The following is a 25,073-nucleotide window of genomic DNA, read 5'->3' as shown; positions in this document are numbered from 1 at the left end:
GGCCATCTCCACCCGTTTCAGGGTGCTGCCCCGCGCCGTGCGCAAGGGGCTTGGCGATGCCTGTCCGTGCGTTCATGCCGTGAACCGACCGATAGGAGATCGCCCGACCATGCTGCTGCGCTTCGCCATCCTGTTCGCAGGCCTGAGCCTTACTGGCCTGGCCCAGGCCGCCACCCACTACCCGCTCACCATCGACAACTGTGGCATGCCGCAGACCTTCACCCAGGCCCCCGAGCGCGCCGTCACCATCGGCCAGGCGGGTACCGAGATTCTCTATGCCCTGGGGTTGGGTGACAAAGTGGCCGGGACTTCGCTGTGGTTCAACAACGTGCTGCCCGAGTACAAGGCGGTGAACGACAAGGTCGAGCGCCTGGCCGACAATGAGCCCAGCTTCGAAGCGGTGGTAGGCAAGCGCCCGCAACTGGTGGCGGTGCAGTTCGAATGGATGGTTGGCGCCCAGGGCGTCGTGGGCACCCGCGAGCAGTTCGCTGAGCTGCAGATTCCCACCTACCTGCTGCCTTCGGACTGCGAAGGCAAGGACAACCTGGTCGGCGCCGACGGTACCCGCCTGCAGGCGTTCCAGGTCCAGAGCATCTACAAGAGCGTCAGCCAGCTGGCCGAAATCTTCGACGTGCAGGACCGTGGTGCTGCATTGAACGCCGACCTCAAGGCACGCCTGGACAGCGCCAGGCAACAACTTGCTGGCAAGGACCTGTCCAACACCAACGCGCTGTTCTGGTTCTCCAGCGCCGACCTTCAGATTGACCCTTACGTGGCCGGTCGCCAGGGTGTGGCCGACTTCATGCTACGCACCCTCGGCGTGCGCAATGTGGTCGAGTCCAACGAGGAATGGCCAACCCTGGGCTGGGAGACCCTGGCCAAGGCCAACCCGACCTGGCTGATCATCGCCCGCATGGACCGCCGCCGCTTCCCGGCCGACGACTACCAGAAAAAACTCGACTTCCTGCACAGCGACCCGGTGACCCGCAACATGGACGCGGTGAAGAACAACCGCATCATCATCCTCGACGCCGATGCCATGCAGGCCGGCATTCGCCTGTTCCGGGGCCTGCAGACTTTGTCCGCAGCCTTCGCCAGCGGTAAAGCAGCACAGTGATGAAGCGTTTGTTGCCCTTGAGCATCGTGGCTCTGGCCGCCCTGCTTGCCGCCCTTCTGGCGGGTACCGCCATCGGTGAAGCCAATCTGTCCCCCCGTGTGGTTTATCAGGTGCTGGCCAACCACTTGTGGCAAGCCGGTTACCCGGTCGACCCAATCGATGCTGGCATCGTCTGGAACTACCGCCTCACTCGCACCCTGGTGGCGGCCGCCTGTGGCGCCGGGCTGGCGACCTGTGGGGTGATTCTGCAGGCATTGCTGCGCAACCCACTGGCCGAGCCGTACCTGCTTGGGCTGTCGGCGGGTGCCTCGACCGGCGCGGTGCTGGTGGGGCTGCTGGGCCTTGGCGGCATGGCGCTGAGCATGTCGGCGGGGGCCTTCCTGGGTGCGCTCGCCGCCTTCGCGCTGGTGCTGGTGCTGGCCCGCGCCAGCGGCCCCAGTGGCAACAACGCCCAGGTGATTCTGGCGGGCATTGCCGGTTCGCAGCTGTTCAATGCCCTTACCGCCTTCCTGATTACCAAGTCAGCCACCGCCGAGCAGGCACGCGGCATCCTGTTCTGGCTGCTGGGCAACCTCAGTGGCGTGCGCTGGCCATCGGTATGGCTGGCGGTGCCGGTGGCGCTGTTCGGACTGGTGGTATGCCTGTGGCACCGGCGTACGCTGGACGCCTTCACCTTCGGCGTCGACTCGGCGGCGTCACTGGGCATCGCGGTGCGTCGCACGCAGTTGCTGCTGATCAGCTGCGCCGCATTGGTGACAGCGGTGATGGTGTCCATCGTCGGTGCCATCGGTTTCGTCGGGCTGGTGATTCCCCACGCCCTGCGCTTGCTGCTCGGCCCCGGCCATAGCCAACTGCTGCCAGCCAGCGCCCTGGGCGGCGCGCTGTTTCTGATTGCCGCCGATGTGCTTTCGCGCACGTTGATCCCTGGCCAGGTGATTCCAGTGGGCGTGGTCACCGCACTGATCGGCGCGCCCGTGTTCGCCCTGATTCTGGTCAGCCGACGGGGGCGCCCATGACCCTCATGAGCCAACTGCAAATCTCGCCCCTCGCCTGCCAGGGGCTGGAGCTTCGACTTGCGGGCAACCGCGTGCTGAGCGAGATAAACCTGACGCTGGTCAGCGGCGAAACGCTGGGTATCGTCGGCCCCAATGGCTCCGGCAAGTCGTCTTTGCTCAAGGTGCTGGCCGGGCTGCGCGCACCGGCCAGCGGCAGTGTCCACTTGCTCGGCGAACCCCTGGCCCGTCTTCCGCGGCGGCGTATCGCCCAGGCCCTGGCGCTGGTCGAACAGCAGGCCGACACCCTCGACGCCATCAGCGTGTTCGACGCCGTGGCCCTGGGGCGCACCCCCTGGTTGTCGGCCCTGGCCCCGTTCTCCGGCACCGACCGGGCCATCGTCGAACAGGCCCTGGCCGACCTCGACGCCGAACACCTGCGCACGCGCATCTGGGGTTCGCTGTCCGGTGGCGAGCGCCAGCGGGTGCACATCGCCCGCGCCCTGGCCCAACGCCCACAGGTACTGCTGCTCGACGAGCCGACCAACCACCTGGATATCCAGCACCAACTGAGCTTGCTGCGCCAGGTTCAGGCCCTGCCGATCACCACCCTGATCGCCCTGCACGACCTTAACCAGGCACTCACCTGCGACCGTGTCGCCGTGCTGGATAAAGGCCGCCTGGTCGCCCTCGGCAAACCGCTGGACGTGCTGACCCCGGAGCGCCTGCTGACCACCTTCGGTGTACAGGCCCATTACCTCACCGACCCCTTCGACGGCGCGCGCATCCTGCGTTTGCGCGCCCCCTGAACCAGGAAGTTCCTACCATGCCGTTGCGCCCTCTCACCCTGCTGCTCGCCAGCGCCCAACACCGCTTTGCGGCGCAGATGCACAAGCCGGAGGCCACACGATGAACCGCCTCCTGCTGGCCCCGCTAGTGCTGGGCCTTGCCCCCTTCGCGGTGGCCGATTCCGCGCAGTCGCAGAGCAACGGGTTCATCGAGGACAGCACCTGGAACCTGCTCAACCGCACGGTCTACGATCAACGCGACTACAAGCATGGCGGCCGCAACGGCAGCGCCCGCAATGCCTACAAACCTCGCGACGAGCGCAACGGGCTTGCCGAGGAATGGGCCTACGGACTGATGGGCACGTTCACCTCCGGCTTTAGCCAAGGCCTGGTCGGCGTGGGTGTCGATGCGCACGCCTATCTTGGTGTGCAACTGGACAGTGGCGGTGGACGCGCCGGCAAGGCACGCCTGCTTGGCGTGGACAACGATGGCCACCCGAAAAACGAGTACAGCCGGGGGGGCGCTGCGCTCAAGCTGCGCGTTTCCAACACGGTGCTGTCCTATGGCGAACAGCGGGTGAAGACCCCAGTGTTCAGCTCTTCCGACAGCCGCTTGCTGCCTGAAACAGCCACTGGCTTCTTCCTCACCAGCAACGAATTCGCCACGCTCAAGCTGGTGGCTGGCCATTTCAACGAGAGCACCGACCGCAACGCGTCGAGCCACGACCAGGGCTTCGTGGTCAACTACTCCAATGCTCGCCAGGGCAACAGCTTCGACCTCGCCGGCGTGGTGTGGAACCCTGGCACCGCGTTCAGCGGTAGCTTGTACACCTCACGTTATGAAGACACTTGGAACCAGCACTATCTGGGCAGCACCCTCACCCAGGCCCTGGACGACCGCCGCAGCCTGAGCCTGGACCTCAACCTGTATCGCACCACCGACACCGGCAAGGCGCTGTCCGGGCACATCGACAACACCACCTGGAGCCTGGTCTCGCGCTACAGCCAGGGCCCGCACAGTTTCAGCCTGGGCTGGCAACAGGTAGACGGCAACACGCCGTTCGACTACGTCACCCGTGGGGCGATTTTCATTGCCAACGCGGTGCAGATGTCCGACTTCAATGCCCCCAACGAAAAGTCATGGCAGGCGCGGTACGACCTGAACATGGGCGCTTACGGGGTGCCTGGCTTGAACCTGACGGCGCTGTACGTGCGCGGGTTCGATATCGACGGGTCGCATGTGGACCCCAATGGCGGGTATGCCTACCTGGGCTACGGCAAAGGTGGCAAGCACTGGGAGCGAGACCTGGAAGCGCGGTATGTGGTGCAGAGTGGCAAGGCCAAGGGCACTGCGTTTTCCCTGCGGCATAACGTGCATCGGGGCAACACGGCCCAGGCGGAATTGGATGGGGACCAGATACGGTTGGCGGTGGAGTGGCCGTTGGCGGGTGGGTTCTGATCCTGCCTCGATGGCGGGGCCAAACGGCGCCCACCACCTTTCAGCTAACGGCCTATAGACCCCAGGTAGCCCTCTCCTGCGGGCTCATCGATGCCACGACATCGGCAAACGTCTTGTCGAACTCCGAACTGACATTGCCAAATGCCTTGTAATTCGTCAGCAGGTAGCGCTTTACCGTCTTCGGCCATTTTTTTTCCTGGTGCGCGGCGTTGATGATGCTTTTGGCATCCTGGCGTACCACCCCACGCCATGCGTCCACCAAGCTTTTCTCGAAATCTGCGAAGGTCCAGGCGTCCCTACGGTTTTCGAATTGATCCAGCAGATTGAGTTTGTAAAGGGCCATGTGTGCCATGGACGTTGCTCCCTCGTCTTGTTGATACGGGACGGGAAGGTAAGGAATGCAGCGCAGGATTGAAATGAACGTGATGGCCCTAACCAGGCAGCCTATGTAGGCGCTTTCCTAGGCACCTTGCCATTGCTGCATATGGGTGGTGTGCCACACAGGGTCATCCTCGACATCGACCACCGTGAAACCTTGCCGCTCCCAGAATGCGATCGCGCCGGGCAGGAAGGGATGGGTGTGCAGGTACAGGCATTCAACACCTGCGTTCATGGCCTGCTCGCGCAGAGCCGAGAACAAGGTTCGAGCCAGCCCATGCCGGCGATACTCGGGAAGCACGAACAGGCGTACCACCTCGACCACGCGAACGCCTTGGTAGTCGAGCTGGGGAAAGCGATGGTCGTACGGCAGGTAGCCAATGGCGGCGACTAGCCGGCCCCCGTCGCGGGCCACGAGAAAGTGCCCCGCGCCCTCCAGGTAGGTTTCAGCGAAGCGGGCAAGGTCGTTTGGCAAGGGCGCGTTGGCGAGCATGGGAAACAGCTCGCGGCGTGCGGCGTCGACGAAGGTGACGACTTCGGCGATGGCGTCGTGGCTGGGGGTGTGGAGGGTCCAATCTGGCATGGGCAGCAGGTGGCAATGGCTGGGGCGACCAGGGTTGTACTTGAGTGTGGCCAGCGGCACAAGGCTTGTCTGCGATGGGCCGTAATGCAGCCCCATCAGCTATCGTCGTCGACACTTGCTGTTTGCTGTTTGCTGTTTGCTGTTTGCTGTTTGCTGTTTGCTGTTTGCTGTTTGCTGTTTGCTGTTTGCTGTTTGCTGTTTGTTCTTTGCTCTGCTTTTGCTTCTAGGTGCGCGTTAGTTCAGACACAGCGAATTGCGACGTCAGGAGGCCGAGTGGAGGTTTTGCGGAGGGAGGTGACGGGCATGGATGCCCGTCAAGCGCTGCGGCCCAGGATGGGCCGTACAGCGCGGTCCTCCCGGGAGCAAGACCGTAGCGAGGGAACCCCGGAGCGGAGCGCAGGGGCCGGATGTAGGAGCCGACGGTTTTTGGTTCCTTTTTGCCACGACTGTCCGGTCCGTACAGCCACGACAAAAAGGGACCCGCTGTAAGAGCGGAAAGGTGATTAAGCGTCGCCTTGGCAAATGGATTTGCTTGCAAATTTAAAAACCAACTTCAAAACAAAAAACAAAAAACAAAAAAACACAAAAACACAATTGAGCGTTGGCATTTATACCGCGTGAATATCCATTTGCCATGGAGGCGCTTATTCACCTTTCCGCCCTTCCGGCGGGTTACTTAATGAGATGGTCACCCCGGCACCCTGCGAGGCGTACGCTTTCGCAGGGTGTTTTTACTTCGGAGACCGTCATCATGAGTACCGTGACCTTGATCGGCATCGACATCGGCAAACATACCTTCCATCTGCATGCCCAAGACAAGTTCGGCAAAGAGGTGTCGCGCAAAAAATGCTCAAGGCAGCAGATGATGCGGCTTCTCGCCAATCATCCCCCTTGCACGGTAGTGATGGAGGCCTGTGCCGGCTCGCACTATCTGGCCCGTCAACTCAAGGCGATGGGGCATGAGGCCAAACTGATCTCACCTCAGTTCGTTAAACCTTTCGTCAAGACCAACAAAAATGACTTCGTCGATGCGCAGGCCATCTGCGAAGCCGCTTCCCGGCCTTCCATGCGCTTTGTGACGCCCAAATCGCCTGACCAGCAAACACTTTCTGTTTCTCACAGGATGCGTGAGTCATTGATCCGCGATCGGACCAAGACGGTGAATCAGATGCATGGATTTCTGCTCGAGTTCGGCATCAGCCTACCGACAGGGCTGGCGGTGATAAAACGGCTCGCTTCAGTGCTTGAAGAGCACGACTTGCCTGTACGCCTCGTCGCATTGCTACAGCGCCTGCATGATCACTTCGCCTACCTGAGTGAGCAGATCAAGTTGTTGGACAAAGAGCTTGAGAGCCAGCTTGCTGACGATGATCTAGGTAGCCGTTTGCTGAGTATCCCGTGTGTCGGGCCGATCACCGCCAGCCTGCTGGCTGTAGAAATGGGAGACGCTCAGCAGTACGGCAGCAGCCGTGATTTTGCAGCCGCCGTAGGCTTGGTTCCCAGGCAATACAGCACTGGCGGTAGACCGGCTCTGCTGGGGATCAGCAAACGTGGCGACAAGAACCTTCGGCATTTGCTGGTGCTCTGCGCCCGGGTCTACATGCTTCGCCTGAAGTATCAGAAAGGCCCAATGGCCGACTGGGTACGTTCCCTGTCAGCGCGACGCCACTCCAACGTGGTGGCCTGCGCGTTGGCCAACAAACTGGCCCGCATCGCTTGGGCCATTGCTACTCGACACACGCAATATAGAACGGAGCCAGACGCTATGAACGTCTGACCCCGTTGTGCTGCACCGTGTTTCACCATCAGGTTTTGCGATAGCTGAACAACAGATGAAATAAACGGCCGGTCGGCCTAGCGATGATCCTGAACGACCAATTGGCTCTTGGAAGCCGCTTACTTTGTTAGGACCGCCAGGCGCGAACACTCATCGTGGCGCGGGATACCAGCCCAATAGACGCCGGATAGATTGAAGCAAGCCATCCATTTCATCCAATGAACAGTATTGCAAAAAACGGGGTGACCATAGATTGGTCGTGGTGTACGGACCGGACACATGGTGGACACGTGTGCGGAGACATGGTTGACAGATTATGAACCGTAATCCGGCTTGGTCACGTCGATTGTCCGCAGGAAATGATGGCAGAAGTAGACATTGAACAAGCCCCCGCCTTCAGCATTAGGACGTATAGCAATTTCATGCCCAGCCAGGCCTTTCGCAATACTGAAGTAACGTTTCTGGAAACGGAACCGGCTGTGATAGACCTTGGCCACTACATCGTCAGGCCCGTACTCAAACGCCTTCAACTGCTGCGGATAGGCCCAAGTACTGGTGCGGTATCGGTCTATAGGCACCTGGTATCCCAAGGCTTGATGAGGCCGTTGGAGGTTATAGATATCGCGCCATCGATCAAACGCAGCTTGAGCCTCCATCAGCGTGGAAAACTGGCGCCCATCGAGCACCTCAGCTTTGAGAGAACGATGGAAGCGCTCGAGCTTGCCATTGGTTTGAGGATGATAGGGACGACTGAAACTTATTCGGATCCCCAGTTGAATCAGCCAGATACTTAGCTCTGTGACCTCTCCAGGATTGCGCGGTGAGCCCCACGGTGCACCGTTATCGACGTTGATTCGCGCCGGCAAACCATAGTGCTGGAAGACTTCCACCATCTTCTCCTTGACCGTCGCACCCCGTTCGCTGTCACAGGCCTGTATGGCCAGGCTGAAGCGAGAATGGTCATCCAGCACGGTCAAAGGATGGCATCGGCCTTGTTGCGTCGGGAAATGTCCTTTGAAGTCCATCTGCCATAGATCATTAGGAGCATCATGCTCAAACCTCAGCATGGCCTCACGCGTCGTTTGAGCAGGCAGAATCAGGCCATGGCGGCGGAGGATATTGGTAACGGTGCTGGGCGCGACACGGTTGTGCAGCAGGTTACTGATCGTGCGTCCTCCCCATGCCGGATGTTCTTGCCGAAGCGCTATGACTTCTGCCTCCAAGGCGGCTTCAGTCAGTTTCGGACTATTGAAGGGGCGTCGGGACTTCTCCTGAAGGCCTGACCGGCCTTGAGCCTCATAGCGCTCGAGCCATTTGTAGGCGGTTTGAGGGCTGATACCGAATAGCCGGCACAGTTGGCGTTTGTTGCTGCCGGGTTGCCGCGCCAGGGCAATAAACTCTTCTTTCAGGCTCATGGCATCTCTCGTATTCCAGGGCATGATGGCAATCCGGCAAAGTGAGCTCGCCGGAAAGTGTCAACCATGTCCCCGTACACGTGTCCACCATGTGTCCGGTCTATACATCGTGGCCAAAGTAACCAAAACCGTCGGCTCCTACATCCGGCCCCTACGCTGCGCTCCGGGGTCCCCTCGCTCCGGTCTTGCTCCCGGGAGGACCGCGCTGTACGGCCCATCCTGGGCCGCAGCGCTTGACGGGCATCCATGCCCGTCACCTCCCTCCGCAAGACCTACACTCGGCCTCCTGAAGTCGCAATTTGCTGCGTCTGAACTATCGCGCGCTAGAAGCAAAAGCAGAGCGAGAGCGAGAGCGAGAGCGAGAGCGAGAGCGAGAGCGAGAGCGAGAGCGAGAGCGAGAGCGAGAGCGAGAGCGAGAGACGCCAGTTTCTGGTTGACCAGCGCTGACGCAACCACTCCAGATCTTCCGGCCGAAGCTATCGTCGCCGACACACCGACATCGTTATAATTCCCCCATACCCCGCGCCCAAGGCCAGTCCATGCCCCGCTTCCCCAAGCTCCTGCTGCCCCTGCTGTTCACCGCCGCCCTCGCCGCCTGCGACCAGAAGCCCAGCCGTAACGAGCAGATACTGGCCAACCTGCCCCTGCAGGAGGCCTACGAACACAACATCGACCGCATGGCATCGCTGCTCACCCGCACCCACCCACAACTGGCCGAAACCACCATCAGGGACGTACTGCGCAAGCACCTGACCGTCGAGGACCAACGCCAGGACCTGTACAAGCTCTACAGCGAAAAGAACTTCAGCGACGCCGAGTTCAGCACCATCGTCGAGGCCACCCGCGATCCGGCCAAGGCCAGGGCACTGGAAGAGACCGAGGAAGGCCAGCGACTGAGCAGCAAGCTGACCGCCTTGATGCGTGAGTCCGCCCGCGATGAAAAGGTTCAGGCATTGGCCAAGCAACGCATGCAGCAAGTGGAGGATGAACTGAGCGCGCTGGAAAAGGCCGGCTCCTGAAACACCGGCCCGCTATAGCCGTTCATACACATAACGAGTAAGGTTATTCCCTTTTCCGCGTCAGTGAGGTCAGGATTGCCACACGCCAAGCATGGACTGCGCCTGGACCTGCGCACGCTCATCCTCATCCTTTGTGCCCTCACCGCCCTGGTGATGCTGTGCACCAGCTATTTCGCCAGCTATCGGGTGCAACGCCAGTTGCTGATCGACCACGCCCTGGAAGCCAACCGGGTGTATGCGGCAAAGCTGGCAGCCATCACCGAGACATTCATCAGCAATGCCCTGCAACAGCTGTCGTTCAGCGCAAGCGTACAGGGACGCCAGTTGGGCGATGCCGGCGCCACGGCTGCGGAAACCGATCGTTTGCTGCAGCAGAGCATGGCCTTCAACTCCACATTCCTGGTCGATGCCGACGGCATTCTGCGCGCCATTTCGCCTGCGTCGCTGCGCCAGTACATCGGCACCCATGTCGATTCGCCCGGCGCCAAGGAGGCGCTGCGCGAACGACGAGCGCTGGTATCGACGCCATTCGTTTCGGCAGCCAACAACCTGGTGGTGGCACTGTCGCAGCCCATTTTCGATGGCAACGGCCGCTACCTGGGTTATGTCGGCGGCAGCCTGTACCTGCGCGAGCGCAACATCCTCAACAGCCTATTGGGTGAACACTTCTACAAGGACGGCTCGTACCTCTACGTGGTCGATCGCAATCGCCGGCTGCTCTACCACCCCGATGCACAGCGTGTCGGCACGGTGGTGGACAGCAATGCCCTGGTGAACCAGCTGGCGACCGTGCCCAAAGGCACCCGTCAGGTGACCAACAGCCTCGGCATCGAGATGCTGGCCGGGTTCGCCACGGTGCCTAGCGCGGGCTGGGGCGTGGTGGCCCAGCAGCCGCTGGCGCAAACGGTTGCCCCACTGAGCCACCTGATACTCAGTGTGGTGGGCATTTCCGCCCCGCTGGCATTGCTCGGCTGCGTGCTGCTGTGGTGGCTGGCGCTGACCATCGTCCGCCCCCTGTGGCAGTTGGCCGCCGGGGCCAGGTCGATGGACCGCGCTGGCACCGCCGAACGCCTGCACCGGGTGCGCGGCTGGTACTTCGAAGCGGCCGAGCTAAAACGCGCGCTGCTGTTTGGCTTGAACCTGCTGCAAGAACGCATCGGTCGGCTCAACCATGATGCGCAGACCGACCCGCTGACCGGGTTGGGTAACCGACGCAGCCTGGAATTCAGCCTGTCGCTGCTGCAGGCCGAAGGGCGCAGGTTCTCGGCCATCGTGCTGGACATCGACCACTTCAAGCGGATCAACGATGGCCATGGCCATGACATCGGCGACCAGGTACTGCGCCGGCTTGCCGAGCTGATGCGCCGCGGTTGCCGGGAAGGCGACCTGCTGTGCCGAACGGGCGGCGAAGAGTTTCTGATGCTGCTGCCAGGCGCCAGCCTGGAGGTAGCGGCGGCGGTGGCAGAACGCCTGCGGGTCACGGTGCAGGACACTCCCCTGGAGCCAGTCGGCGCGGTGACCATTTCACTGGGCGTCGCGCATTGGCAGGCCATTGAGGGCAATGACCCCAGCGAGACGCTGAGCGAGGCTGACCGTGCGCTGTACCGGGCCAAACAAAACGGGCGCAATCAGCTCTGCATCGCGGGTTCCGAGGGCTGACCCGCTTGGAAAATGAATGTAACAAGCCTTGTCATAAAACTGTCGTGTTTCGGTCATAGGATTGACCCCAACCTGACATGTGCAGGTCCCCGGCCCAGTGGCCTTTATTCATGGATGAGCGTTCCCATGCGTCGTGTCGTATTCAATCAGAAAGGTGGTGTCGGCAAATCGAGCATCGCCTGCAACCTCGCCGCGGCCAGCGCCGCCGAGGGCTACCGGACATTGCTCGTCGACCTCGACCCCCAGGCCAACGCCACCTACTACCTGACCGGCCTGGTCAACGACGAGATTCCTTCCGGGATTGCCGACTTCTTCCGCCAGACCCTGTCGCCGACCCTTGCCGCCGGCAAGAAGCACCGCGTGGCGATCACCGAAACCCGCTATGCCAACCTGCACCTGGTCACGGCCAGCCCCGACCTCAGCGACCTGCAGAGCAAGCTGGAGAGCAAGTTCAAGATCAACAAGCTGCGCAAGCTGCTGGTGGAGTTGGCCGAGGACTACGAACGCATCTACATCGACACACCGCCCGCGCTGAACTTCTATACCTTCAGCGCCCTGGTGGCCGCCGAACGTTTGCTGATTCCGTTCGACTGCGACAGTTTCTCGCGTCAGGCGCTGCACAGCGTCATGGCCGAAGTGGAGGAACTGCGCCAGGACCACAACCCGGCGCTGCAGGTGGAGGGTGTGGTGGTCAATCAGTTCGCCGGTCGTACGGCGCTGCACCAGACATTGGTCGAGCAGTTGCGTGGCGAAGGCATGCCGGTGCTGCCGGTGTACCTGAGCAGTTCGATCAAGATGCGCGAGTCGCACCAGGCGTCGGTGCCGCTGGTGCACCTGGCACCGAAGCACAGGTTGTCGCTGGAGTTCGTCGACTTGCTCGATGTGCTGGAGCGTGCGGCGTGAGCTGAGGTTGTGGCAGCAACTGTCTTGTGTTGCCGGTATCTCCCACACGGACCACGCCGACCTTGAGATCACCGCAGTACCTGTAGGAGCCGGCTTGCCGGCGACAGTTCCCCAGCGCGAAAGGGCTGCACAGCAGCCCACATGCGGCAATCCGCCACACCAAAGCACTACCCGACCATTCATCCGGATGGTAGATTCGCCGCCATGAAAATCACCCGCCAGGCCCGCATGCTGACTGCCTGGACGCTCTATGCCAGCGTCCTGTTCAGCCTATTGCTGTGCGGCCTGCACCACGGCCAGATGAGTGGTTTGCGCCTGTCCGGCCTCGAGGGTGGTTTCTGTTCGATAAACAGCGAGCACGGCAAGGCCATCGACCTGGACAACGCCGGTGGCGACCAGCACATGGCCCAACTCGACTGCCCGGTGTGCTCCTCGTTCGCCATGGCAGTACCGCTGAGCAGCGTCGGCTGGTCGTTCATCCCTACACAAGCTGGCGCTTCCTCCCCCATCGTCGTACGCAGCTGGGCGCAACCGCCGCCACGCTATCAACGCCCCGCCCTCAACCCCCGCGCCTCCCCCTCGCTTCCCCCGCAACAGCCATTTCGTTCGCCTGACCTTAACCGGGCGCGCTCGTGCGCGCGTGGTCAGCCATGACCTTTGCGTGGAAGCCATGACAACATGATCCGCAACACCTCCCTGGTGCTCCTGATGGGCACCTGCACCTTCGCCTGGGCGGATGACGCCGCCGTCGAACTCTCTGCCACCACCATCGACGGCCAGCGCGAGGCGCCGTCCGGCGTGCAGCTGGACGAGCCAATCCGCACCGGCTCGCGGTTGGGCCTTACGGCACGCGAAACACCTGCGTCAGTCAGCGTCTCGGACCGCCGTGTCATCGAGGCCCGCGACGCCAAGGACAGCCAGGATGTGATCAACGCCATGACCGGCGTGAACGCTTCGGCCAACCCAGGCTTCGGCGGTTTCGTCACGTACCGCGGCTTCACCCAGAACCAGGTCACCCAGCTCTACAACGGCATCAACCTGGGCTACAGCAGTGCCACCCGCCCGGTGGACGCCTGGGTGCTGGACCGGGTCGAGCTGATTGGCGGGCCGTCGTCGTTCCTGCATGGCGCAGGCTCGGTGGGTGGCTCGATCAACTACATCACCAAGCTCGCCAGCCGCGACCAGCAGACCTTCGACGGGCGTTTGCGCTATGGCAGCTATGACGATTCGCAGGTGGCCTTCGGCATCAACCAGGCCCTGGCCAGCAACCCTGCCGACGCCCGCCACTTCGTGCGCCTGGACTTCAGCCGCGACCATGGCAACGGCTACATCGACCGCAACGAGCGGCAAACCGACAGCCTGGCCTTCTCGCTGCTCAGCGACCTGGCCCCCAACCTGACCCACACCCTGGCGCTGGAGTATCAGGAAGACACCGAGGACAGCCCGTACTGGGGTTCACCGATTCTGCCCGGCCGCAGCACCATGAAAATCGACAAGAGCCGGCGCTTCGAGAACTACAACGTCGCCGACGGCCGCTACGAGCAGCGGGTGCGCTGGCTGCGCTCGATACTCGACTACCAGCTCAGTGACAGCACCAGCGTGCAGAACACCCTGTATCACTACGACGCCCAGCGCGACTACCGCAACCTTGAACGTTACAGCTACACCAGCGATGGCAACGTGCTGCGCTCCAGCCCGTACCTGCAGCGCCATGAGCAGAAGGTGCTGGGCGACCGCATCGAACTGCGCCATGACAACCAGCTGTTCGGCCTGGCCAGCCAGTGGTCGCTGGGGCTGGACTACTCGCACATGCGCCAGACCCTCTACCCGACTTCCGGCAGCTGGAGCGATGTGGTCGACCCGGACCATTTCGACCCAGGCAGCTTCGATGACATACCAGGGGTGAACGCAGGCCTGACCAAGCAACGCCGCAATGAAGTCACCAACCGCGCCGTGTTCGCCGAGAACCGTCTGCAACTGACCGAACGCCTGGCGCTGTTGACGGCCCTGCGCTACGACTACCTGGACATGCAAGTGACCAACTACGGCACTGTCACGCCCACCTCCCCGGCCTGGTTCGAACGGCGCTGGGAACCGCTGTCCGGCCGCATCGGCCTGACTTACGCGCTAACGCCATCAGCCAGCGTCTATGCGCAATACAGCACCTCTGCCGACCTCCCGGCCGGCTCGTTGGCGGCGGCGACCTATTCCAACGTCGGCCTGTTCGACTTGTCCAAGGGTGAGCAATGGGAAGTCGGCAGCAAGTTCGATTTCCTCGAAGGCCGTGGCGCAGCGACGGTGGCGCTGTACCAGATAGTGCGCAAGGACTTTGCCGTACGCGACTCGGTCAACCCCAACCTGACGGTGCAAGCTGGCCAGCAGACCTCGCGCGGCATCGAGCTGTCGGGTCGCCTGCAAGTGACGCCGAAGTTGCTGGCCGAGGCCAACTACGCCTATGTCGACGCGCAGTACGATGAGTTCAACGAGGCGGTCAACGGTGTGTCGGTATCACGCAAGGGCAATGCCCCGACCAACGTGCCGGCCAATGTCGGCAACCTGTGGCTGACCTACATCCTGACCCAGGACTGGTCGGTCGGCATGGACGCACGCTATGTCGATTCGGTGTACGCCGACAACGCCAACACCCTCAAGGCTCCCGCCTACACCCTGTACGGGGCCTTCGCCCGCTATCGGCTGGACGAGCACACCACCCTCACCGGGCGGGTGCGCAACCTGACCGATGAGGTGTATGCCAAGCAGGCCTACAACACCCAGTACTACATGGGTGCGCCGCGCACCTTCGAGCTGGCGCTGGACCTGCGCTTCTGATCGCCCGGCGCGCTAGGCCGAGGCCACCGCGCCAATGAAGTTCGCCAGCTCCGCCGTGCGTGGGGCGGCGAACACTTCGCGGGGGTTGCCCACTTCATGCACCTTGCCCTGGTGCATGAACACCAGTTTGTCCCCCACCTCGCGGGCGAAGCGCATTTCGTGGGTGACCATGATCAGCGTCATCCCCTCGCTGGCCAGTTGGCGCACCACACCCAGCACTTCATTGACCAACTCGGGGTCGAGCGCCGAGGTGATCTCGTCGCACAGCAGCACTTTCGGCGACATCGCCAATGCCCGGGCAATGGCCACCCGTTGCTGCTGCCCGCCCGAAAGTCGGTCGGGGTAGGCATCGAACTTCTCCGCCAGCCCTACCCGCGCCAGCATCTGCTCAGCCAGTTGGCGGGCCTCGGCACGGCTGGTTTTCTTCACCACCTGTGGCGCGAGCATTACGTTCTCACCCACGCTCAGGTGCGGGAACAGGTTGAACTGCTGGAACACCATGCCGACCTTCTGGCGCAGGGCGCGCAGGTCTGCGCGGCCAGCATCGAGGTATTCGCCGTCGACCTCGATCACGCCGTCGCTGATCGACTCCAGGCCGTTGAGTGTGCGCAGGAACGTGCTCTTGCCCGAGCCGCTGCGGCCGATGATGGCCACCACCTCGCCTTCCTCGATGCTCAGGTCAACGCCCTTGAGCACATGATTGTCGCCGTAGTATTTGTGCAGCGCGGACACTCTAAGCAGGGGCATGCAGCCTCCTTTCCAGGTAACGGGCGCTCAACGAGAGCGGATAGCAGAGGAGGAAATAGCCCAGCGCAACCAGGCCGTAGATCAGGAACGGTTCGAAGGTGGCGTTGGCCAGCATGCCGCCGGTCTTGGTCAACTCGGTAAAACCGATGATCGACGTCACCGCCGTGCCTTTGACCACCTGCACCGAGAACCCCACCGTCGGCGCGATGGCGATACGCATAGCCTGGGGCAGGATCACGTGGCGCAACTGCTCCAGGCGATTCATGGCCAGGCTGCCCGAGGCCTCCCACTGGCCATGGGGAATCGACTCGACACAACCACGCCAGATCTCGGCCAGAAAGGCGCTGGTGAACAAGGTGAGCGCGATGGCGGCGGCCATCCAGGCCGAAACGTCGAGGCCGAACAGCGCGATGCCGAAGAACACCATGAACAACTGCATCAACAGGGGTGTACCCTGGAACAGCTCGATATAGCCACGGGCAAAACCGCGCAGCCACGGGTTGTCGCTGATACGCGCCAGCAACAGCAACAGCCCGGCCAAACCACCGCAGACAAAGGCCACCAGCGACAGCAGCAAGGTCCACTGCAAGCCGGTGAGCAGGTTGCGGACGATGTCCCACAAGGTGAAGTCCATTCAGCGTCTCCCCATCAGCCAGCGTTGGCCGACCCAGGCCAGCAACTGGCGCACGACAATGGCCATGACCAGGTACATCACTGTGGTCAGCAGGTAGGTTTCAAAGGCGCGGAAGTTGCGCGACTGGATGAAGTTGGCGGCGAATGACAGTTCTTCGGTGGCGATCTGCGAGCACACCGCCGAGCCCAGCATGACGATCACGATCTGGCTCGACAGCGCCGGCCAGACTTTCGCCAGCGCAGGTCGCAGCACCACATGACGCAACGCCTCGAAGCGGCTCATGGCCAGTGCCGCAGCGGCCTCCAGCTGCCCTTTGGGGATGGCCTGGATACCGGCACGGATGATCTCGGTGGAATACGCTCCCAGGTTGATCACCATGGCCAACACCGCCGCCTGCCACTCGGTCAGGCGTACCCCCAGCGCCGGCAAGCCGAAGAAGATGAAGAACAGCTGCACGATGAAGGGCGTGTTGCGGATCAGTTCCACGTACACGCCGAACAGCGCATCGAAGGGGCGCAGCCGCCAGGCACGGACCACCGCGCCGAGCACACCGATGGCGACCCCGAGCAGCGTGCCGATGACCGTCAGTTGCAAGGTGAACACCGCCCCTTTGAGCAACAGGTCACCCTGCGCCAGCACCGGGGCGAAGTCGAATTGATAGGCCATGGTTCAGGCTCCGCCTACCGCTCAAAGATCGGCCGGCAGCGGTTGCTTGAGCCACTTCTCGGCGTTGCGGTTGAGGCTGCCGTCAGCCTTGGCGGCGTCCAGGGTGGCGTTGACCTTTTCCAGCAAGGCAGGCTCCTGCTTGGCCAGGCCGACGTAGACCGGCGAGTCCTTGAGCTTGACCTTCATCACCGGCACCTTGGACGGGTTCTTTTCAGCAATGGCGGCCATTACCACGCTGCCACTGGCGATCAGCTCGACTTGGCCGGACAGGTACGCCGCGATGGTCGAGTTGTTGTCCTCGAAGCGCTTGATGATAGTGCCCTCAGGCGCGACGGCGGACAGTTCCATGTCTTCGATGGCGCCGCGGGTGACGCTGATGGTCTTGCCGGCGATGGCGTCGATGCTGTCGATTTTGGCGTCCTGCGGGCCGAACACCGCCAGGTAGAACGGCGCGTATGGGCGCGAGAAGTCGATCACGGCCGCACGCTCCGGGTTCTTGCCGAGGCTGGAAATCACCAGGTCGACCTTGCCGGTGGTGAGGAACGGAATGCGGTTGGTGCTGTTGACCGGCGTCAGCGCCAGCTTCACGCCCAGCTTGTCGGCCAGCAGTTGCGCGGTGTCGATGTCCAGGCCACGGGGCTTCAGATCAGGGCCCACCGAACCGAACGGTGGGAAGTCCTGCGGTACTGCCACTTTCAGTACGCCACGGGCGGTGATGTCGGCGAGGGCATCGGCCTGGGCCTGAGCCAAGCCCAGGGTACTGCCGCAGAACAGGGTGGCCAGAAGCAGGGGGCGGAACATCTTCATGGGAAAGCCTCGCAGGGGACAGGATGATGAGTCTGCAAGGCCAGTGCACGGGCCATGCCAGATTGGCCAGGCAACAGCCAAAACCCGCGCCAGGGCCATGGCTGCACGGTCTTACTGGTCTGAACAGTTACCGCATGCGCTAGCCAAGTCAGGGTTGGCGGCGCCCCTTATTCGGGCAAGCTGAACCGCTTCTGCGCCAGCGCGGGGCAACACTTGCCAGCGGCCATCAATGTCCGTAAAAGGAGCGGATATCGCCCTCCGACCGGTCTGAACAGCATGCTCGACTCCCTCCCCCGCGCCGTCCCGGAAATCGCCTTGCAGGCGATTCGCAAACTGATCGACGACGGTGGCTACCTGCCCGGCGATGCCCTGCCCTCGCAGCGCGATCTGGCTGAACAATTGGGCGTCAGCCGGGCCTCGTTGCGCGAAGCCTTGTCCTCGCTCAGCGCGTTGGGTTTGGTGAGCGTGCAACCGGGCAAGGGTGTGTTCGTCCAGGCGCCTGTTGCACAAACATCGCCGGGTTTTGCCTGGCCGTATGCCGAGCAGGTCTCGGCCGCCGACACCTTTCAATTGCGCTACGCGCTCGAGGGTTTTGCCGCCGGGCAGGCCGCCCTGATGCTGACCGCCGACGACATCGACCGCCTGGAGGCGAATGTCGAGGCCATGCGCCTGGAACTGCGAGCGGGCCGGTTCGAGGCGGCGGCGCAGTTGGACTTCGCGTTTCACCAACAGCTGCTGCAAGCCTGCGGCAACCAGGCAATGCTGCAGGTGATTACCGCCAGCCAGGAGATCTTTCTGGAAAGCCAGAAGCTGCCCTTCATCCGCCCCGAACGGGCCATGGAGACCTGGCAGGAGCACCGCAAGATCCTTCGCGCCCTGGCACGGCGTTCGCAGGTCGGGGCGCAGCGGGCAATGCAGGAACATATTCGCAATGCGGCCTCGCGTACTGGGGTGGTGTTCTCCGTCTAGGCCATTGCGGTTGCGACGGTGCCATACACAGCATCGCCGGCAAGCCGGCTCCCACAGATATTGCAGTGATCTCAGGATTGTCGCGATCCATGTAGGAGCCGGCTTGTCGTGGCGACGAACCGCGGCGATGAGGCCGGTACAGGCAACACAAGCCGTTGCCCCCACGGCAAGCTTTTGGAGGCTGAACCAGACAAACGGTCAAATCAGATATCCCGATGTCGCCCTCGAAGCAGCGCTCTCCTGCGTCACTCGGTCTACTGCCTGCAACAACAACGATAAAGCGGCCCGGCCGCATTACTTTCATCCAGGCTGCCTATGACCACCGGAGAGCACACGCATGTCCGCACCTCATGAGGTATCCCCCGCCACACTACGCCGCGTCATAGCCGCATCGGCCATCGGCAACTTCGTCGAATGGTTCGATTTCGCTGTCTATGGCTTTCTCGCCACCCTGATCGCCAGCCAGTTCTTCGCCAGCGAAGATGCCAGCGTGGCACTGCTCAAGACTTTTGCCGTGTTCGCCGTGGCCTTTGCCTTGCGCCCGCTCGGCGGGATCGTGTTCGGTGCCTTGGGCGACCGCCTCGGACGCAAGCGGGTGCTGTCGATGACCATCCTGTTGATGGCCGGCTCCACCACCCTGATCGGTCTGCTGCCGACCTACGCCAGCATTGGCCTGGCCGCCCCGGCGCTGCTGACCCTGGCCCGCTGCCTTCAGGGCTTTTCGGCAGGTGGCGAGTACGCGGGGGCCTGCGCTTACCTGATGGAGCACGCGCCCAGGAACAAACGGGCCTTTTATGGCAGTTTCGTACCGGTATCGACCTTCTCGGCCTTCGCCTGCGCTGCGGTGATCGCCTATGGCCTGGAGGCAAGCCTGAGCACCGAGGCGATGAACGCCTGGGGCTGGCGCATTCCGTTCCTGGTGGCCGCACCGCTGGGCCTGGTTGGCCTCTACCTGCGCTGGCGCATGGAGGAAACACCGGCCTTCCGCGAAGCCATGGCCGAGGGCAAGGCGCACGAGCATTCGCCACTCAAGGAGACCCTGCGCAACCATGGCCGGGCGATCCGTAACCTGGGTGCGTTCATCTCGCTCACAGCGCTGTCGTTCTACATGTTCACCACCTACTTCGCCACTTACCTGCAACTGGTCGGCCACCTCACCCGTGCCCAGTCGCTGCTGGTGACTACCGTGGCACTGCTGTTCGCGGCTGTCGGTTGCCCATTGGCAGGGGCGTTCTCGGACCGCATCGGGCGGCGCAAGACCATCGGCTTCACCTGCCTTTGGGTGATGGCCTGCGTGTTCCCCGCTTACTGGCTGGCCAGTTCCGGTTCGATATCGGGGGCACTGCTGGGGGTGATCCTGCTGGCGGTGGGGGCGCTGCTCAGCGGCGTGGTGACGGCGGCACTGCTGTCGGAAAGCTTCCCGACCCGCACCCGCTACACCGCCTCGGCAATCACCTACAACGTTGCCTACACGCTGTTTGGTGGCACTGCGCCATTAGTAGCGACCTGGTTGATCGGGCAGACCGGCAGCAGCCTGGCACCGGCTTTCTACCTGGTGGCGATTGCTCTGGTGGCACTGTTGGGTGGCCTGGCGCTGCCGGAAACATCGCGTATTTCGCTGCATGAAGAGCAGCCGGCAGAAGGCGCTCGGCAAGGGGCCCGCAGCGCGGCCTGAGGTCATGGGGCCGCGCTGCGGCCCCAACTTGAAGTTCGATAATCGCCCACTTTCCCTTGCAGGGCTGCGCTTCGAATTGACGTAATTAACCATCCGGTACAAACATAAGCGCATCCAAAAACAACAAAGTGATGCTGCTTATGAAGCCCCTCATTCTTGTACTCAACGGCCCCAACCTGAACATGCTGGGTACCCGTGAACCTGCCCAATACGGCCGTGAAACCCTGGCCGACCTGGCCCAAAGCTGCGCCGGCAGCGCCCGCGACCTGGGCCTGGAACTGGAGTTTCGGCAAACCAACCATGAAGGTGAATTGATCGACTGGATCCACGCCGCGCGTAACCGCTGCAACGGTATTCTGATCAACCCCGGTGCCTGGACCCACACCTCCGTGGCCATCCGAGATGCCTTGGTTGCCAGCGAGTTGCCGGTGATCGAGGTCCACCTTTCCAACGTCCACAAGCGCGAACCGTTCCGCCACATTTCGTTCGTCTCGTCCATTGCCGTGGGCGTGATCTGCGGCCTGGGCACCCAGGGCTATCGCCTGGCCTTGAGCCACTTCGCCGAACTGTTGCAGGAGCAGGCAGCATGACTCAGCAAGCCATCCTCGCCGGGTTGATCGGCCGTGGCATTCAACTGTCGCGCACCCCTGCCCTGCACGAGCACGAAGGGGATGCCCAGTCCCTGCGCTACCTGTATCGGCTGATCGACGCCGACCAACTGGACGTGCCGGACAGCGCGCTGGCGCAGTTGCTGGATGCGGCGCAACTCACCGGTTTTACCGGCCTCAACATCACCTACCCGTTCAAACAGGCCATTCTGCCGATGCTCGATGAGTTGTCGGATGAAGCGCGTGGCATCGGCGCGGTCAATACCGTGGTGCTCAAGGACGGCAAGCGGGTCGGCCACAACACCGACTGCCTGGGCTTTGCCGAGGGCCTGCGCCGCGGCTTGCCAGACGTTTCGCGACGTCAGGTGGTGCAGATGGGCGCCGGGGGTGCCGGTTCAGCAGTCGCCCACGCCTTGCTGGGCGAAGGGGTCGAGCGGCTGGTGCTGTTCGAGGTTGACGCCGCCCGGGCTCAGGCTCTGGTGGACAACCTCAACGAACACTTCGGCGCAGGTCGGGCGGTGGTTGGCACTGACTTGGCGTCGGCACTGGCCGAGGCGGATGGCCTGGTGAACACCACGCCGGTGGGCATGGCCAAACTGCCGGGCACCCCACTGCCTGTCGAGTTGCTGCATGAGCGGCTGTGGGTTGCGGAAATCATCTACTTCCCGCTGGAGACCGAACTGCTGCGCGCGGCACGTGCACTAGGCTGCCGTACCCTCGATGGCAGCAACATGGCCGTGTTCCAGGCGGTAAAGGCCTTCGAGCTGTTCACCGGGCGCGAAGCGGATGCGCAGCGGATGCAGGCGCATTTCGCCAGTTTCAGCTAAGCCCATTCAGGCCTCATCGCTGGCAAGCCAGCTCCCACAGGTTCTGCTGTGATCTCCAGATCGTTGCAGTCCATGTGGGGCTTGCCGGCGATAAGCTCGGAACATTCCCATCAGCCCTTCTCATCCAACAACGCCTTGATCACCCGCTCCTGCCCGTCATAGTCACCCTCGCCAAAGTGCACATGGCGCACCTGTCCCTTGCGATCGACGAAGTAGTGCGCTGGCCAGAATTGGTTACCCCAGGCATTCCACACTTGATAGTCGTTATCCACGGCCACCGGATAACCGATACCAAGGCTGGCGACCTTCGACTTCAGCGTGCCCACATCATGCTCGTAGTCGTACTCCGGGGTATGCACACCCACCACTACCAACCCCTGATCGGCATACTGCCGCGCCCATTGGTTCACATGCGGCAAGCTTCGCCGACAGTTGATGCAGTCCCAGGTCCAGAAGTCCACCAGCACGACCTTGCCCTTGAGCGCCGGGGCGTCCAGGGGTGGCGAGTTGAGCCACTGGCTGGCGCCGGCCAATGAAGGCATGGCGCCGTAATCGTCCTGGGCCCACAGCTTGGCGGCCAGGCCCAGGCCAATCAGCGCCAGGGCCGCACCGCCTGCCTTCAACCACTTGCGACCCTCAGTTCTCATGGCAACCGCCGGTAGCGTACGAGCGGTATTCCACGCTCTGGTGCTGCCCTTTCGAATCGAGGTAGTCCATGCGGGTGTTCACCAGGCCACAGGCATTGCTCTGGTCGTCTTTGACCGACAGGACTTTCTTCACGTCCAGATGGTCGCCATAACGGTATTGCATGATACCGGCATCGTTCATGGGCGCCGTGGCGGCCTGTGCGGCGATGGCACCGAAACTCAGCACGGCGAACAGGCTGGCGCTGGCGAAGGTCTTGAAGTTCATGGCATCTCTCCTGTGCAACGTTTGGGGGTGTGGGGAGTTGTTCCCCGGTCGAGAGCCATTTCACCGCTGCCAGGTATCCCGTATGTGTCGTTGCACGCTGCGATATGCCTTCTGCTGTATCTGAACCGGGGCCAGATACACTGCAATACAAAGCGCCGCAGGCAAGCACGCCAAGGCTCGGTACACTGCGCCCATTCCCCCTGAACAGGAACGCTTTAGATGGAACACGTCGATCACATCCTGGTCGTCGACGATGACCGCGAAATCCGCGAGCTGGTCGGCAACTACCTGAAGAAGAACGGCCTGCGCACCAGCATCGTCGCCGATGGCAGGCAGATGCGCGCCTTCCTCGAAAGCAACAGCGTCGACCTCATCGTGCTCGACATCATGATGCCCGGCGACGACGGCTTGCTGCTGTGCCGCGAACTGCGCGCCGGCAAGCACCGCAACACCCCCGTGCTGATGCTCACCGCACGCAACGACGAAACCGACCGTATCATCGGCCTGGAGATGGGCGCCGACGACTACCTGACCAAACCGTTCTCCGCCCGCGAACTGCTGGCGCGCATCAACGCGGTGCTGCGCCGCACCCGCATGCTGCCGCCCAACCTCACCATCAGCGAGAGCAGCCGTCTGCTCGGCTTCGGCCAGTGGCGGCTGGACACCACCGCACGCCACCTGCTCGACAGCGAAGGTACCTTGGTGGCGCTCAGTGGCGCCGAATACCGCCTGCTGCGAGTGTTCCTCGACCACCCGCAACGGGTGTTGAGCCGCGAACAGTTGCTCAACCTGACCCAGGGCCGTGAGGCGGACATCTTCGACCGCTCCATCGACCTGCTGGTCAGCCGCCTGCGCCAACGCCTGGGGGACGACGCCCGCGAGCCCAGCTGCATCAAGACCGTGCGCAGCGAAGGCTATGTCTTTTCACTGCCCGTGCAACTGCTCGAGTCGCCTTCATGAAATGGCCCCGCACCCTCGCCTCGCGCCTGGCGCTGATCTTCTTCACCGGCTTGGTGCTGGCCTACGGGCTGTCGTTCAGCCTGCAAGCCTACGAACGGTTCGTCAGCAGCCGTTCGATGATGCTCAGCAACCTGGAATTGGACGTTGCCACCTCAGTGGCCATCCTCGACCGCCTGCCTGCGGCCGAGCGAGCCGCCTGGCTGCCTCGCCTCGAGCGGCGCACCTACCGCTACCGGCTCGATCAAGGGCAGACCGGCGAAGCGATGCCGACCGAGAACCCGCCCATGGCGGCCGAGTCGATCGTCAAGGCCATCGGCAGCGACTATCGCCTGACCTTCCAGGACATCCCCGGCCCGAATGCACACTTTCAGGTCCACCTGCGCCTTGCCGATGGCGCGCCATTGACCATCGATGTCACGCCGGCACCGGTGCCCGTGGCCACCTGGCTGCCAGCGGTTCTGCTGATTCAGCTGGTCGTGCTGTTGCTATGCACCTGGATGGCGGTACGCCTGGCCATCGGCCCACTGACCCGTCTGGCCCAGGCCGTGGACAACCTCGACCCGGACAAACCCGGCGTGCAACTGGACGAGACTGGCCCGCGCGAAGTCCGCTACGCAGCGGCTGCCTTCAATGCGCTGCAGGCCCGCATCGCCGCGTACCTGAAAGAGCGCATGCAACTGTTGGCCGCGATCTCCCATGACCTGCAAACCCCCATCACACGCATGAAGCTGCGGGTCGAAGTCATGGACGACGGTGCCGAAAAGGACAAGCTGTGGAGCGACCTCAGCGCCATGGAGCATCTGGTGCGTGAGGGCGTGGCCTATGCGCGCAGCATGGACAGCAGCACCGAAGCGCCCTGCCGGATCAACCTCGATGCGTTCCTCGACAGCCTGGTATTCGACTATCAGGACAGCGGCGCCCAGGTCGCCCGGCACGGCACCACCGGCAGCCTGCTGGAGACCCGCCCCCATGCCTTGCGCCGGGTGCTGGTGAACCTGATCGACAATGCCCTGAAGTTCGCTGGCGCCGCCGAACTGGAAGTCAGCCGCGAAGGCGCAAGTACCTTGATCCGCGTGCTCGATAACGGGCCAGGTATTCCCGGCGACGAGCTGGACGAAGTGCTCAAGCCCTTCTACCGAGTGGAAGGCTCGCGCAACCGCAGCACCGGGGGCACCGGCTTGGGCCTGGCGATTGCCCAGCAACTGACCCAGGCCATGGGTGGCCAGCTGACCCTCAGCAACCGTGCCTCTGGCGGGTTGTGTGCACAGGTCGAACTGAAGTAAACCCCGGCCAGCGCTCGCGCTGGCCTACAACCTCGGTCGCTACAGTCCGATACACAAACACGCCTT

The 25,073-nt window shown here is 62.7% G+C and carries 25 protein-coding genes; 16 read left to right on the top strand and 9 right to left on the bottom strand.

Annotation, left to right across the window (positions count from 1 at the left end; translation table 11 throughout):
• Positions 1-109 precede the first annotated feature (109 nt).
• The 4 genes from PspTeo4_RS05210 (at position 110) to PspTeo4_RS05195 (ending at position 4,356) form a co-directional block, all read left to right on the top strand.
• On the top strand, positions 110-1,117 hold the full coding sequence (locus PspTeo4_RS05210) for an ABC transporter substrate-binding protein (protein WP_322364799.1): 1,008 nt from the start codon (positions 110-112) through the stop codon (positions 1,115-1,117).
• Positions 1,117-2,133, top strand: coding sequence for a FecCD family ABC transporter permease (locus PspTeo4_RS05205; protein WP_322362674.1), 1,017 nt, complete (start codon positions 1,117-1,119; stop codon positions 2,131-2,133). The genes PspTeo4_RS05210 and PspTeo4_RS05205 overlap by 1 nt, the downstream gene beginning before the upstream one ends.
• Positions 2,130-2,918 carry an ABC transporter ATP-binding protein gene (locus PspTeo4_RS05200; protein WP_322362673.1) on the top strand — a complete coding sequence of 263 codons (789 nt, stop codon included), beginning with the start codon at positions 2,130-2,132 and terminating at the stop codon, positions 2,916-2,918. Before PspTeo4_RS05205 ends, PspTeo4_RS05200 begins: the two co-directional genes overlap by 4 nt.
• Positions 2,919-3,018: 100 nt before the next feature.
• On the top strand, positions 3,019-4,356 hold the full coding sequence (locus PspTeo4_RS05195) for an OprD family porin (protein ID WP_322362672.1): 1,338 nt from the start codon (positions 3,019-3,021) through the stop codon (positions 4,354-4,356).
• 52 nt (positions 4,357-4,408) lie between these two features.
• On the opposite strand, the gene PspTeo4_RS05190 is transcribed toward PspTeo4_RS05195, so the two are convergent.
• Both PspTeo4_RS05190 and PspTeo4_RS05185 read right to left on the bottom strand, forming a co-directional pair.
• The gene (locus PspTeo4_RS05190) at positions 4,409-4,708 is read right to left on the bottom strand and encodes a hypothetical protein (protein ID WP_322362671.1); all 300 of its coding nucleotides are present in this window, start codon (positions 4,706-4,708) and stop codon (positions 4,409-4,411) included.
• Positions 4,709-4,816: 108 nt separating this feature from the next.
• Positions 4,817-5,317, bottom strand: coding sequence for a GNAT family N-acetyltransferase (locus tag PspTeo4_RS05185; RefSeq protein WP_322364797.1), 501 nt, complete (start codon positions 5,315-5,317; stop codon positions 4,817-4,819).
• Between the two features lie 751 nt (positions 5,318-6,068).
• Here PspTeo4_RS05185 and PspTeo4_RS05180 point away from each other — a divergent pair.
• Complete coding sequence (locus PspTeo4_RS05180; RefSeq protein ID WP_322362670.1) at positions 6,069-7,094, top strand: IS110 family transposase; 1,026 nt, start codon at positions 6,069-6,071, stop codon at positions 7,092-7,094.
• Between the two features lie 314 nt (positions 7,095-7,408).
• Here the strand turns inward: PspTeo4_RS05180 and PspTeo4_RS05175 are convergent, their stop codons facing one another.
• The gene (locus PspTeo4_RS05175; RefSeq protein WP_322362636.1) at positions 7,409-8,533 is read right to left on the bottom strand and encodes an IS481 family transposase; all 1,125 of its coding nucleotides are present in this window, start codon (positions 8,531-8,533) and stop codon (positions 7,409-7,411) included.
• A 515-nt stretch (positions 8,534-9,048) separates the two neighbouring features.
• On the opposite strand from PspTeo4_RS05175, the gene PspTeo4_RS05170 reads away from it, so the two are divergent.
• From PspTeo4_RS05170 to PspTeo4_RS05150, 5 genes are all read left to right on the top strand, one after another.
• Positions 9,049-9,528 carry a hypothetical protein gene (locus PspTeo4_RS05170; protein WP_322362669.1) on the top strand — a complete coding sequence of 160 codons (480 nt, stop codon included), beginning with the start codon at positions 9,049-9,051 and terminating at the stop codon, positions 9,526-9,528.
• Between the two features lie 75 nt (positions 9,529-9,603).
• Positions 9,604-11,187, top strand: a complete 1,584-nt coding sequence (locus PspTeo4_RS05165) for a diguanylate cyclase (protein ID WP_322362668.1) — start codon at positions 9,604-9,606, stop codon at positions 11,185-11,187.
• Positions 11,188-11,313: 126 nt separating this feature from the next.
• Entirely contained in the window at positions 11,314-12,090 is a 777-nt protein-coding gene (locus PspTeo4_RS05160; protein WP_322362667.1) for a ParA family protein, read from the top strand.
• A 204-nt stretch (positions 12,091-12,294) separates the two neighbouring features.
• Positions 12,295-12,744, top strand: a complete 450-nt coding sequence (locus PspTeo4_RS05155) for a DUF2946 domain-containing protein (RefSeq protein WP_322362666.1) — start codon at positions 12,295-12,297, stop codon at positions 12,742-12,744.
• A 24-nt stretch (positions 12,745-12,768) separates the two neighbouring features.
• Entirely contained in the window at positions 12,769-14,919 is a 2,151-nt protein-coding gene (locus tag PspTeo4_RS05150; RefSeq protein WP_322362665.1) for a TonB-dependent receptor, read from the top strand.
• A 12-nt stretch (positions 14,920-14,931) separates the two neighbouring features.
• Here the strand turns inward: PspTeo4_RS05150 and PspTeo4_RS05145 are convergent, their stop codons facing one another.
• The 4 genes from PspTeo4_RS05145 to PspTeo4_RS05130 are packed head-to-tail and all read right to left on the bottom strand — an operon-like array spanning position 14,932 to position 17,773.
• Positions 14,932-15,666: an amino acid ABC transporter ATP-binding protein gene (locus tag PspTeo4_RS05145; protein ID WP_322362664.1), complete on the bottom strand. Its 735-nt coding sequence runs from the start codon at positions 15,664-15,666 to the stop codon at positions 14,932-14,934.
• Entirely contained in the window at positions 15,653-16,300 is a 648-nt protein-coding gene (locus PspTeo4_RS05140) for an amino acid ABC transporter permease (protein ID WP_322362663.1), read from the bottom strand. Before PspTeo4_RS05140 ends, PspTeo4_RS05145 begins: the two co-directional genes overlap by 14 nt.
• Positions 16,301-16,966: an amino acid ABC transporter permease gene (locus tag PspTeo4_RS05135; protein WP_322362662.1), complete on the bottom strand. Its 666-nt coding sequence runs from the start codon at positions 16,964-16,966 to the stop codon at positions 16,301-16,303.
• 21 nt (positions 16,967-16,987) lie between these two features.
• The gene (locus PspTeo4_RS05130) at positions 16,988-17,773 is read right to left on the bottom strand and encodes a transporter substrate-binding domain-containing protein (RefSeq protein WP_322362661.1); all 786 of its coding nucleotides are present in this window, start codon (positions 17,771-17,773) and stop codon (positions 16,988-16,990) included.
• 276 nt (positions 17,774-18,049) lie between these two features.
• Between PspTeo4_RS05130 and PspTeo4_RS05125 the strand changes: the two genes are divergently transcribed.
• The 4 genes from PspTeo4_RS05125 (at position 18,050) to PspTeo4_RS05110 (ending at position 21,852) form a co-directional block, all read left to right on the top strand.
• Positions 18,050-18,742 (top strand): FadR/GntR family transcriptional regulator, encoded by a 693-nt coding sequence (locus PspTeo4_RS05125; protein WP_322362660.1) that lies wholly within the window; start codon positions 18,050-18,052, stop codon positions 18,740-18,742.
• Between the two features lie 337 nt (positions 18,743-19,079).
• A complete protein-coding gene (locus PspTeo4_RS05120) occupies positions 19,080-20,417 on the top strand; it encodes an MFS transporter (RefSeq protein ID WP_322362659.1) in 1,338 nt (445 codons plus the stop codon).
• 140 nt (positions 20,418-20,557) lie between these two features.
• Complete coding sequence (gene aroQ, locus PspTeo4_RS05115; protein WP_322362658.1) at positions 20,558-21,007, top strand: type II 3-dehydroquinate dehydratase; 450 nt, start codon at positions 20,558-20,560, stop codon at positions 21,005-21,007.
• Positions 21,004-21,852: a shikimate dehydrogenase gene (locus tag PspTeo4_RS05110; protein WP_322362657.1), complete on the top strand. Its 849-nt coding sequence runs from the start codon at positions 21,004-21,006 to the stop codon at positions 21,850-21,852. The genes aroQ and PspTeo4_RS05110 overlap by 4 nt, the downstream gene beginning before the upstream one ends.
• A 110-nt stretch (positions 21,853-21,962) precedes the next feature.
• Here PspTeo4_RS05110 and PspTeo4_RS05105 read toward each other — a convergent pair whose 3' ends face one another.
• Both PspTeo4_RS05105 and PspTeo4_RS05100 read right to left on the bottom strand, forming a co-directional pair.
• The gene (locus PspTeo4_RS05105; protein ID WP_322362656.1) at positions 21,963-22,499 is read right to left on the bottom strand and encodes a thioredoxin family protein; all 537 of its coding nucleotides are present in this window, start codon (positions 22,497-22,499) and stop codon (positions 21,963-21,965) included.
• Positions 22,489-22,764, bottom strand: coding sequence for a DUF2790 domain-containing protein (locus PspTeo4_RS05100; RefSeq protein WP_322362655.1), 276 nt, complete (start codon positions 22,762-22,764; stop codon positions 22,489-22,491). Before PspTeo4_RS05100 ends, PspTeo4_RS05105 begins: the two co-directional genes overlap by 11 nt.
• A gap of 219 nt (positions 22,765-22,983) precedes the next feature.
• Between PspTeo4_RS05100 and PspTeo4_RS05095 the strand changes: the two genes are divergently transcribed.
• The gene (locus PspTeo4_RS05095; protein ID WP_322362654.1) at positions 22,984-23,724 is read left to right on the top strand and encodes a response regulator; all 741 of its coding nucleotides are present in this window, start codon (positions 22,984-22,986) and stop codon (positions 23,722-23,724) included.
• Complete coding sequence (locus tag PspTeo4_RS05090) at positions 23,721-25,007, top strand: HAMP domain-containing sensor histidine kinase (RefSeq protein ID WP_322362653.1); 1,287 nt, start codon at positions 23,721-23,723, stop codon at positions 25,005-25,007. The genes PspTeo4_RS05095 and PspTeo4_RS05090 overlap by 4 nt, the downstream gene beginning before the upstream one ends.
• Positions 25,008-25,073 lie beyond the last annotated feature (66 nt).

This window comes from Pseudomonas sp. Teo4 (assembly GCF_034387475.1).
Lineage (GTDB): Bacteria > Pseudomonadota > Gammaproteobacteria > Pseudomonadales > Pseudomonadaceae > Aquipseudomonas.
Note: the sequence above shows the minus strand (reverse complement) of the source record. Positions and strands in the feature narration are given on the sequence as shown.

Excerpts from the sequence above, each read along its gene's own strand:
- PspTeo4_RS05200 (WP_322362673.1), top strand. The coding sequence starts at position 2,130 with ATGACCCTCATGAGCCAACTGCAAATCTCGCCCCTCGCCTGCCAGGGG.
- PspTeo4_RS05125 (WP_322362660.1), top strand. The coding sequence starts at position 18,050 with ATGCTCGACTCCCTCCCCCGCGCCGTCCCGGAAATCGCCTTGCAGGCG.
- PspTeo4_RS05170 (WP_322362669.1), top strand. The coding sequence starts at position 9,049 with ATGCCCCGCTTCCCCAAGCTCCTGCTGCCCCTGCTGTTCACCGCCGCC.
- PspTeo4_RS05160 (WP_322362667.1), top strand. The coding sequence starts at position 11,314 with ATGCGTCGTGTCGTATTCAATCAGAAAGGTGGTGTCGGCAAATCGAGC.
- PspTeo4_RS05090 (WP_322362653.1), top strand. The coding sequence starts at position 23,721 with ATGAAATGGCCCCGCACCCTCGCCTCGCGCCTGGCGCTGATCTTCTTC.
- PspTeo4_RS05100 (WP_322362655.1), bottom strand. The coding sequence starts at position 22,764 with ATGAACTTCAAGACCTTCGCCAGCGCCAGCCTGTTCGCCGTGCTGAGT.
- PspTeo4_RS05185 (WP_322364797.1), bottom strand. The coding sequence starts at position 5,317 with ATGCCAGATTGGACCCTCCACACCCCCAGCCACGACGCCATCGCCGAA.
- PspTeo4_RS05110 (WP_322362657.1), top strand. The coding sequence starts at position 21,004 with ATGACTCAGCAAGCCATCCTCGCCGGGTTGATCGGCCGTGGCATTCAA.
- PspTeo4_RS05210 (WP_322364799.1), top strand. The coding sequence starts at position 110 with ATGCTGCTGCGCTTCGCCATCCTGTTCGCAGGCCTGAGCCTTACTGGC.
- PspTeo4_RS05140 (WP_322362663.1), bottom strand. The coding sequence starts at position 16,300 with ATGGACTTCACCTTGTGGGACATCGTCCGCAACCTGCTCACCGGCTTG.
- PspTeo4_RS05145 (WP_322362664.1), bottom strand. The coding sequence starts at position 15,666 with ATGCCCCTGCTTAGAGTGTCCGCGCTGCACAAATACTACGGCGACAAT.
- PspTeo4_RS05150 (WP_322362665.1), top strand. The coding sequence starts at position 12,769 with ATGATCCGCAACACCTCCCTGGTGCTCCTGATGGGCACCTGCACCTTC.
- aroQ (WP_322362658.1), top strand. The coding sequence starts at position 20,558 with ATGAAGCCCCTCATTCTTGTACTCAACGGCCCCAACCTGAACATGCTG.
- PspTeo4_RS05120 (WP_322362659.1), top strand. The coding sequence starts at position 19,080 with ATGTCCGCACCTCATGAGGTATCCCCCGCCACACTACGCCGCGTCATA.
- PspTeo4_RS05135 (WP_322362662.1), bottom strand. The coding sequence starts at position 16,966 with ATGGCCTATCAATTCGACTTCGCCCCGGTGCTGGCGCAGGGTGACCTG.
- PspTeo4_RS05105 (WP_322362656.1), bottom strand. The coding sequence starts at position 22,499 with ATGAGAACTGAGGGTCGCAAGTGGTTGAAGGCAGGCGGTGCGGCCCTG.
- PspTeo4_RS05130 (WP_322362661.1), bottom strand. The coding sequence starts at position 17,773 with ATGAAGATGTTCCGCCCCCTGCTTCTGGCCACCCTGTTCTGCGGCAGT.
- PspTeo4_RS05195 (WP_322362672.1), top strand. The coding sequence starts at position 3,019 with ATGAACCGCCTCCTGCTGGCCCCGCTAGTGCTGGGCCTTGCCCCCTTC.
- PspTeo4_RS05095 (WP_322362654.1), top strand. The coding sequence starts at position 22,984 with ATGGAACACGTCGATCACATCCTGGTCGTCGACGATGACCGCGAAATC.
- PspTeo4_RS05175 (WP_322362636.1), bottom strand. The coding sequence starts at position 8,533 with ATGCCCTGGAATACGAGAGATGCCATGAGCCTGAAAGAAGAGTTTATT.
- PspTeo4_RS05190 (WP_322362671.1), bottom strand. The coding sequence starts at position 4,708 with ATGGCACACATGGCCCTTTACAAACTCAATCTGCTGGATCAATTCGAA.
- PspTeo4_RS05205 (WP_322362674.1), top strand. The coding sequence starts at position 1,117 with ATGAAGCGTTTGTTGCCCTTGAGCATCGTGGCTCTGGCCGCCCTGCTT.
- PspTeo4_RS05180 (WP_322362670.1), top strand. The coding sequence starts at position 6,069 with ATGAGTACCGTGACCTTGATCGGCATCGACATCGGCAAACATACCTTC.
- PspTeo4_RS05155 (WP_322362666.1), top strand. The coding sequence starts at position 12,295 with ATGAAAATCACCCGCCAGGCCCGCATGCTGACTGCCTGGACGCTCTAT.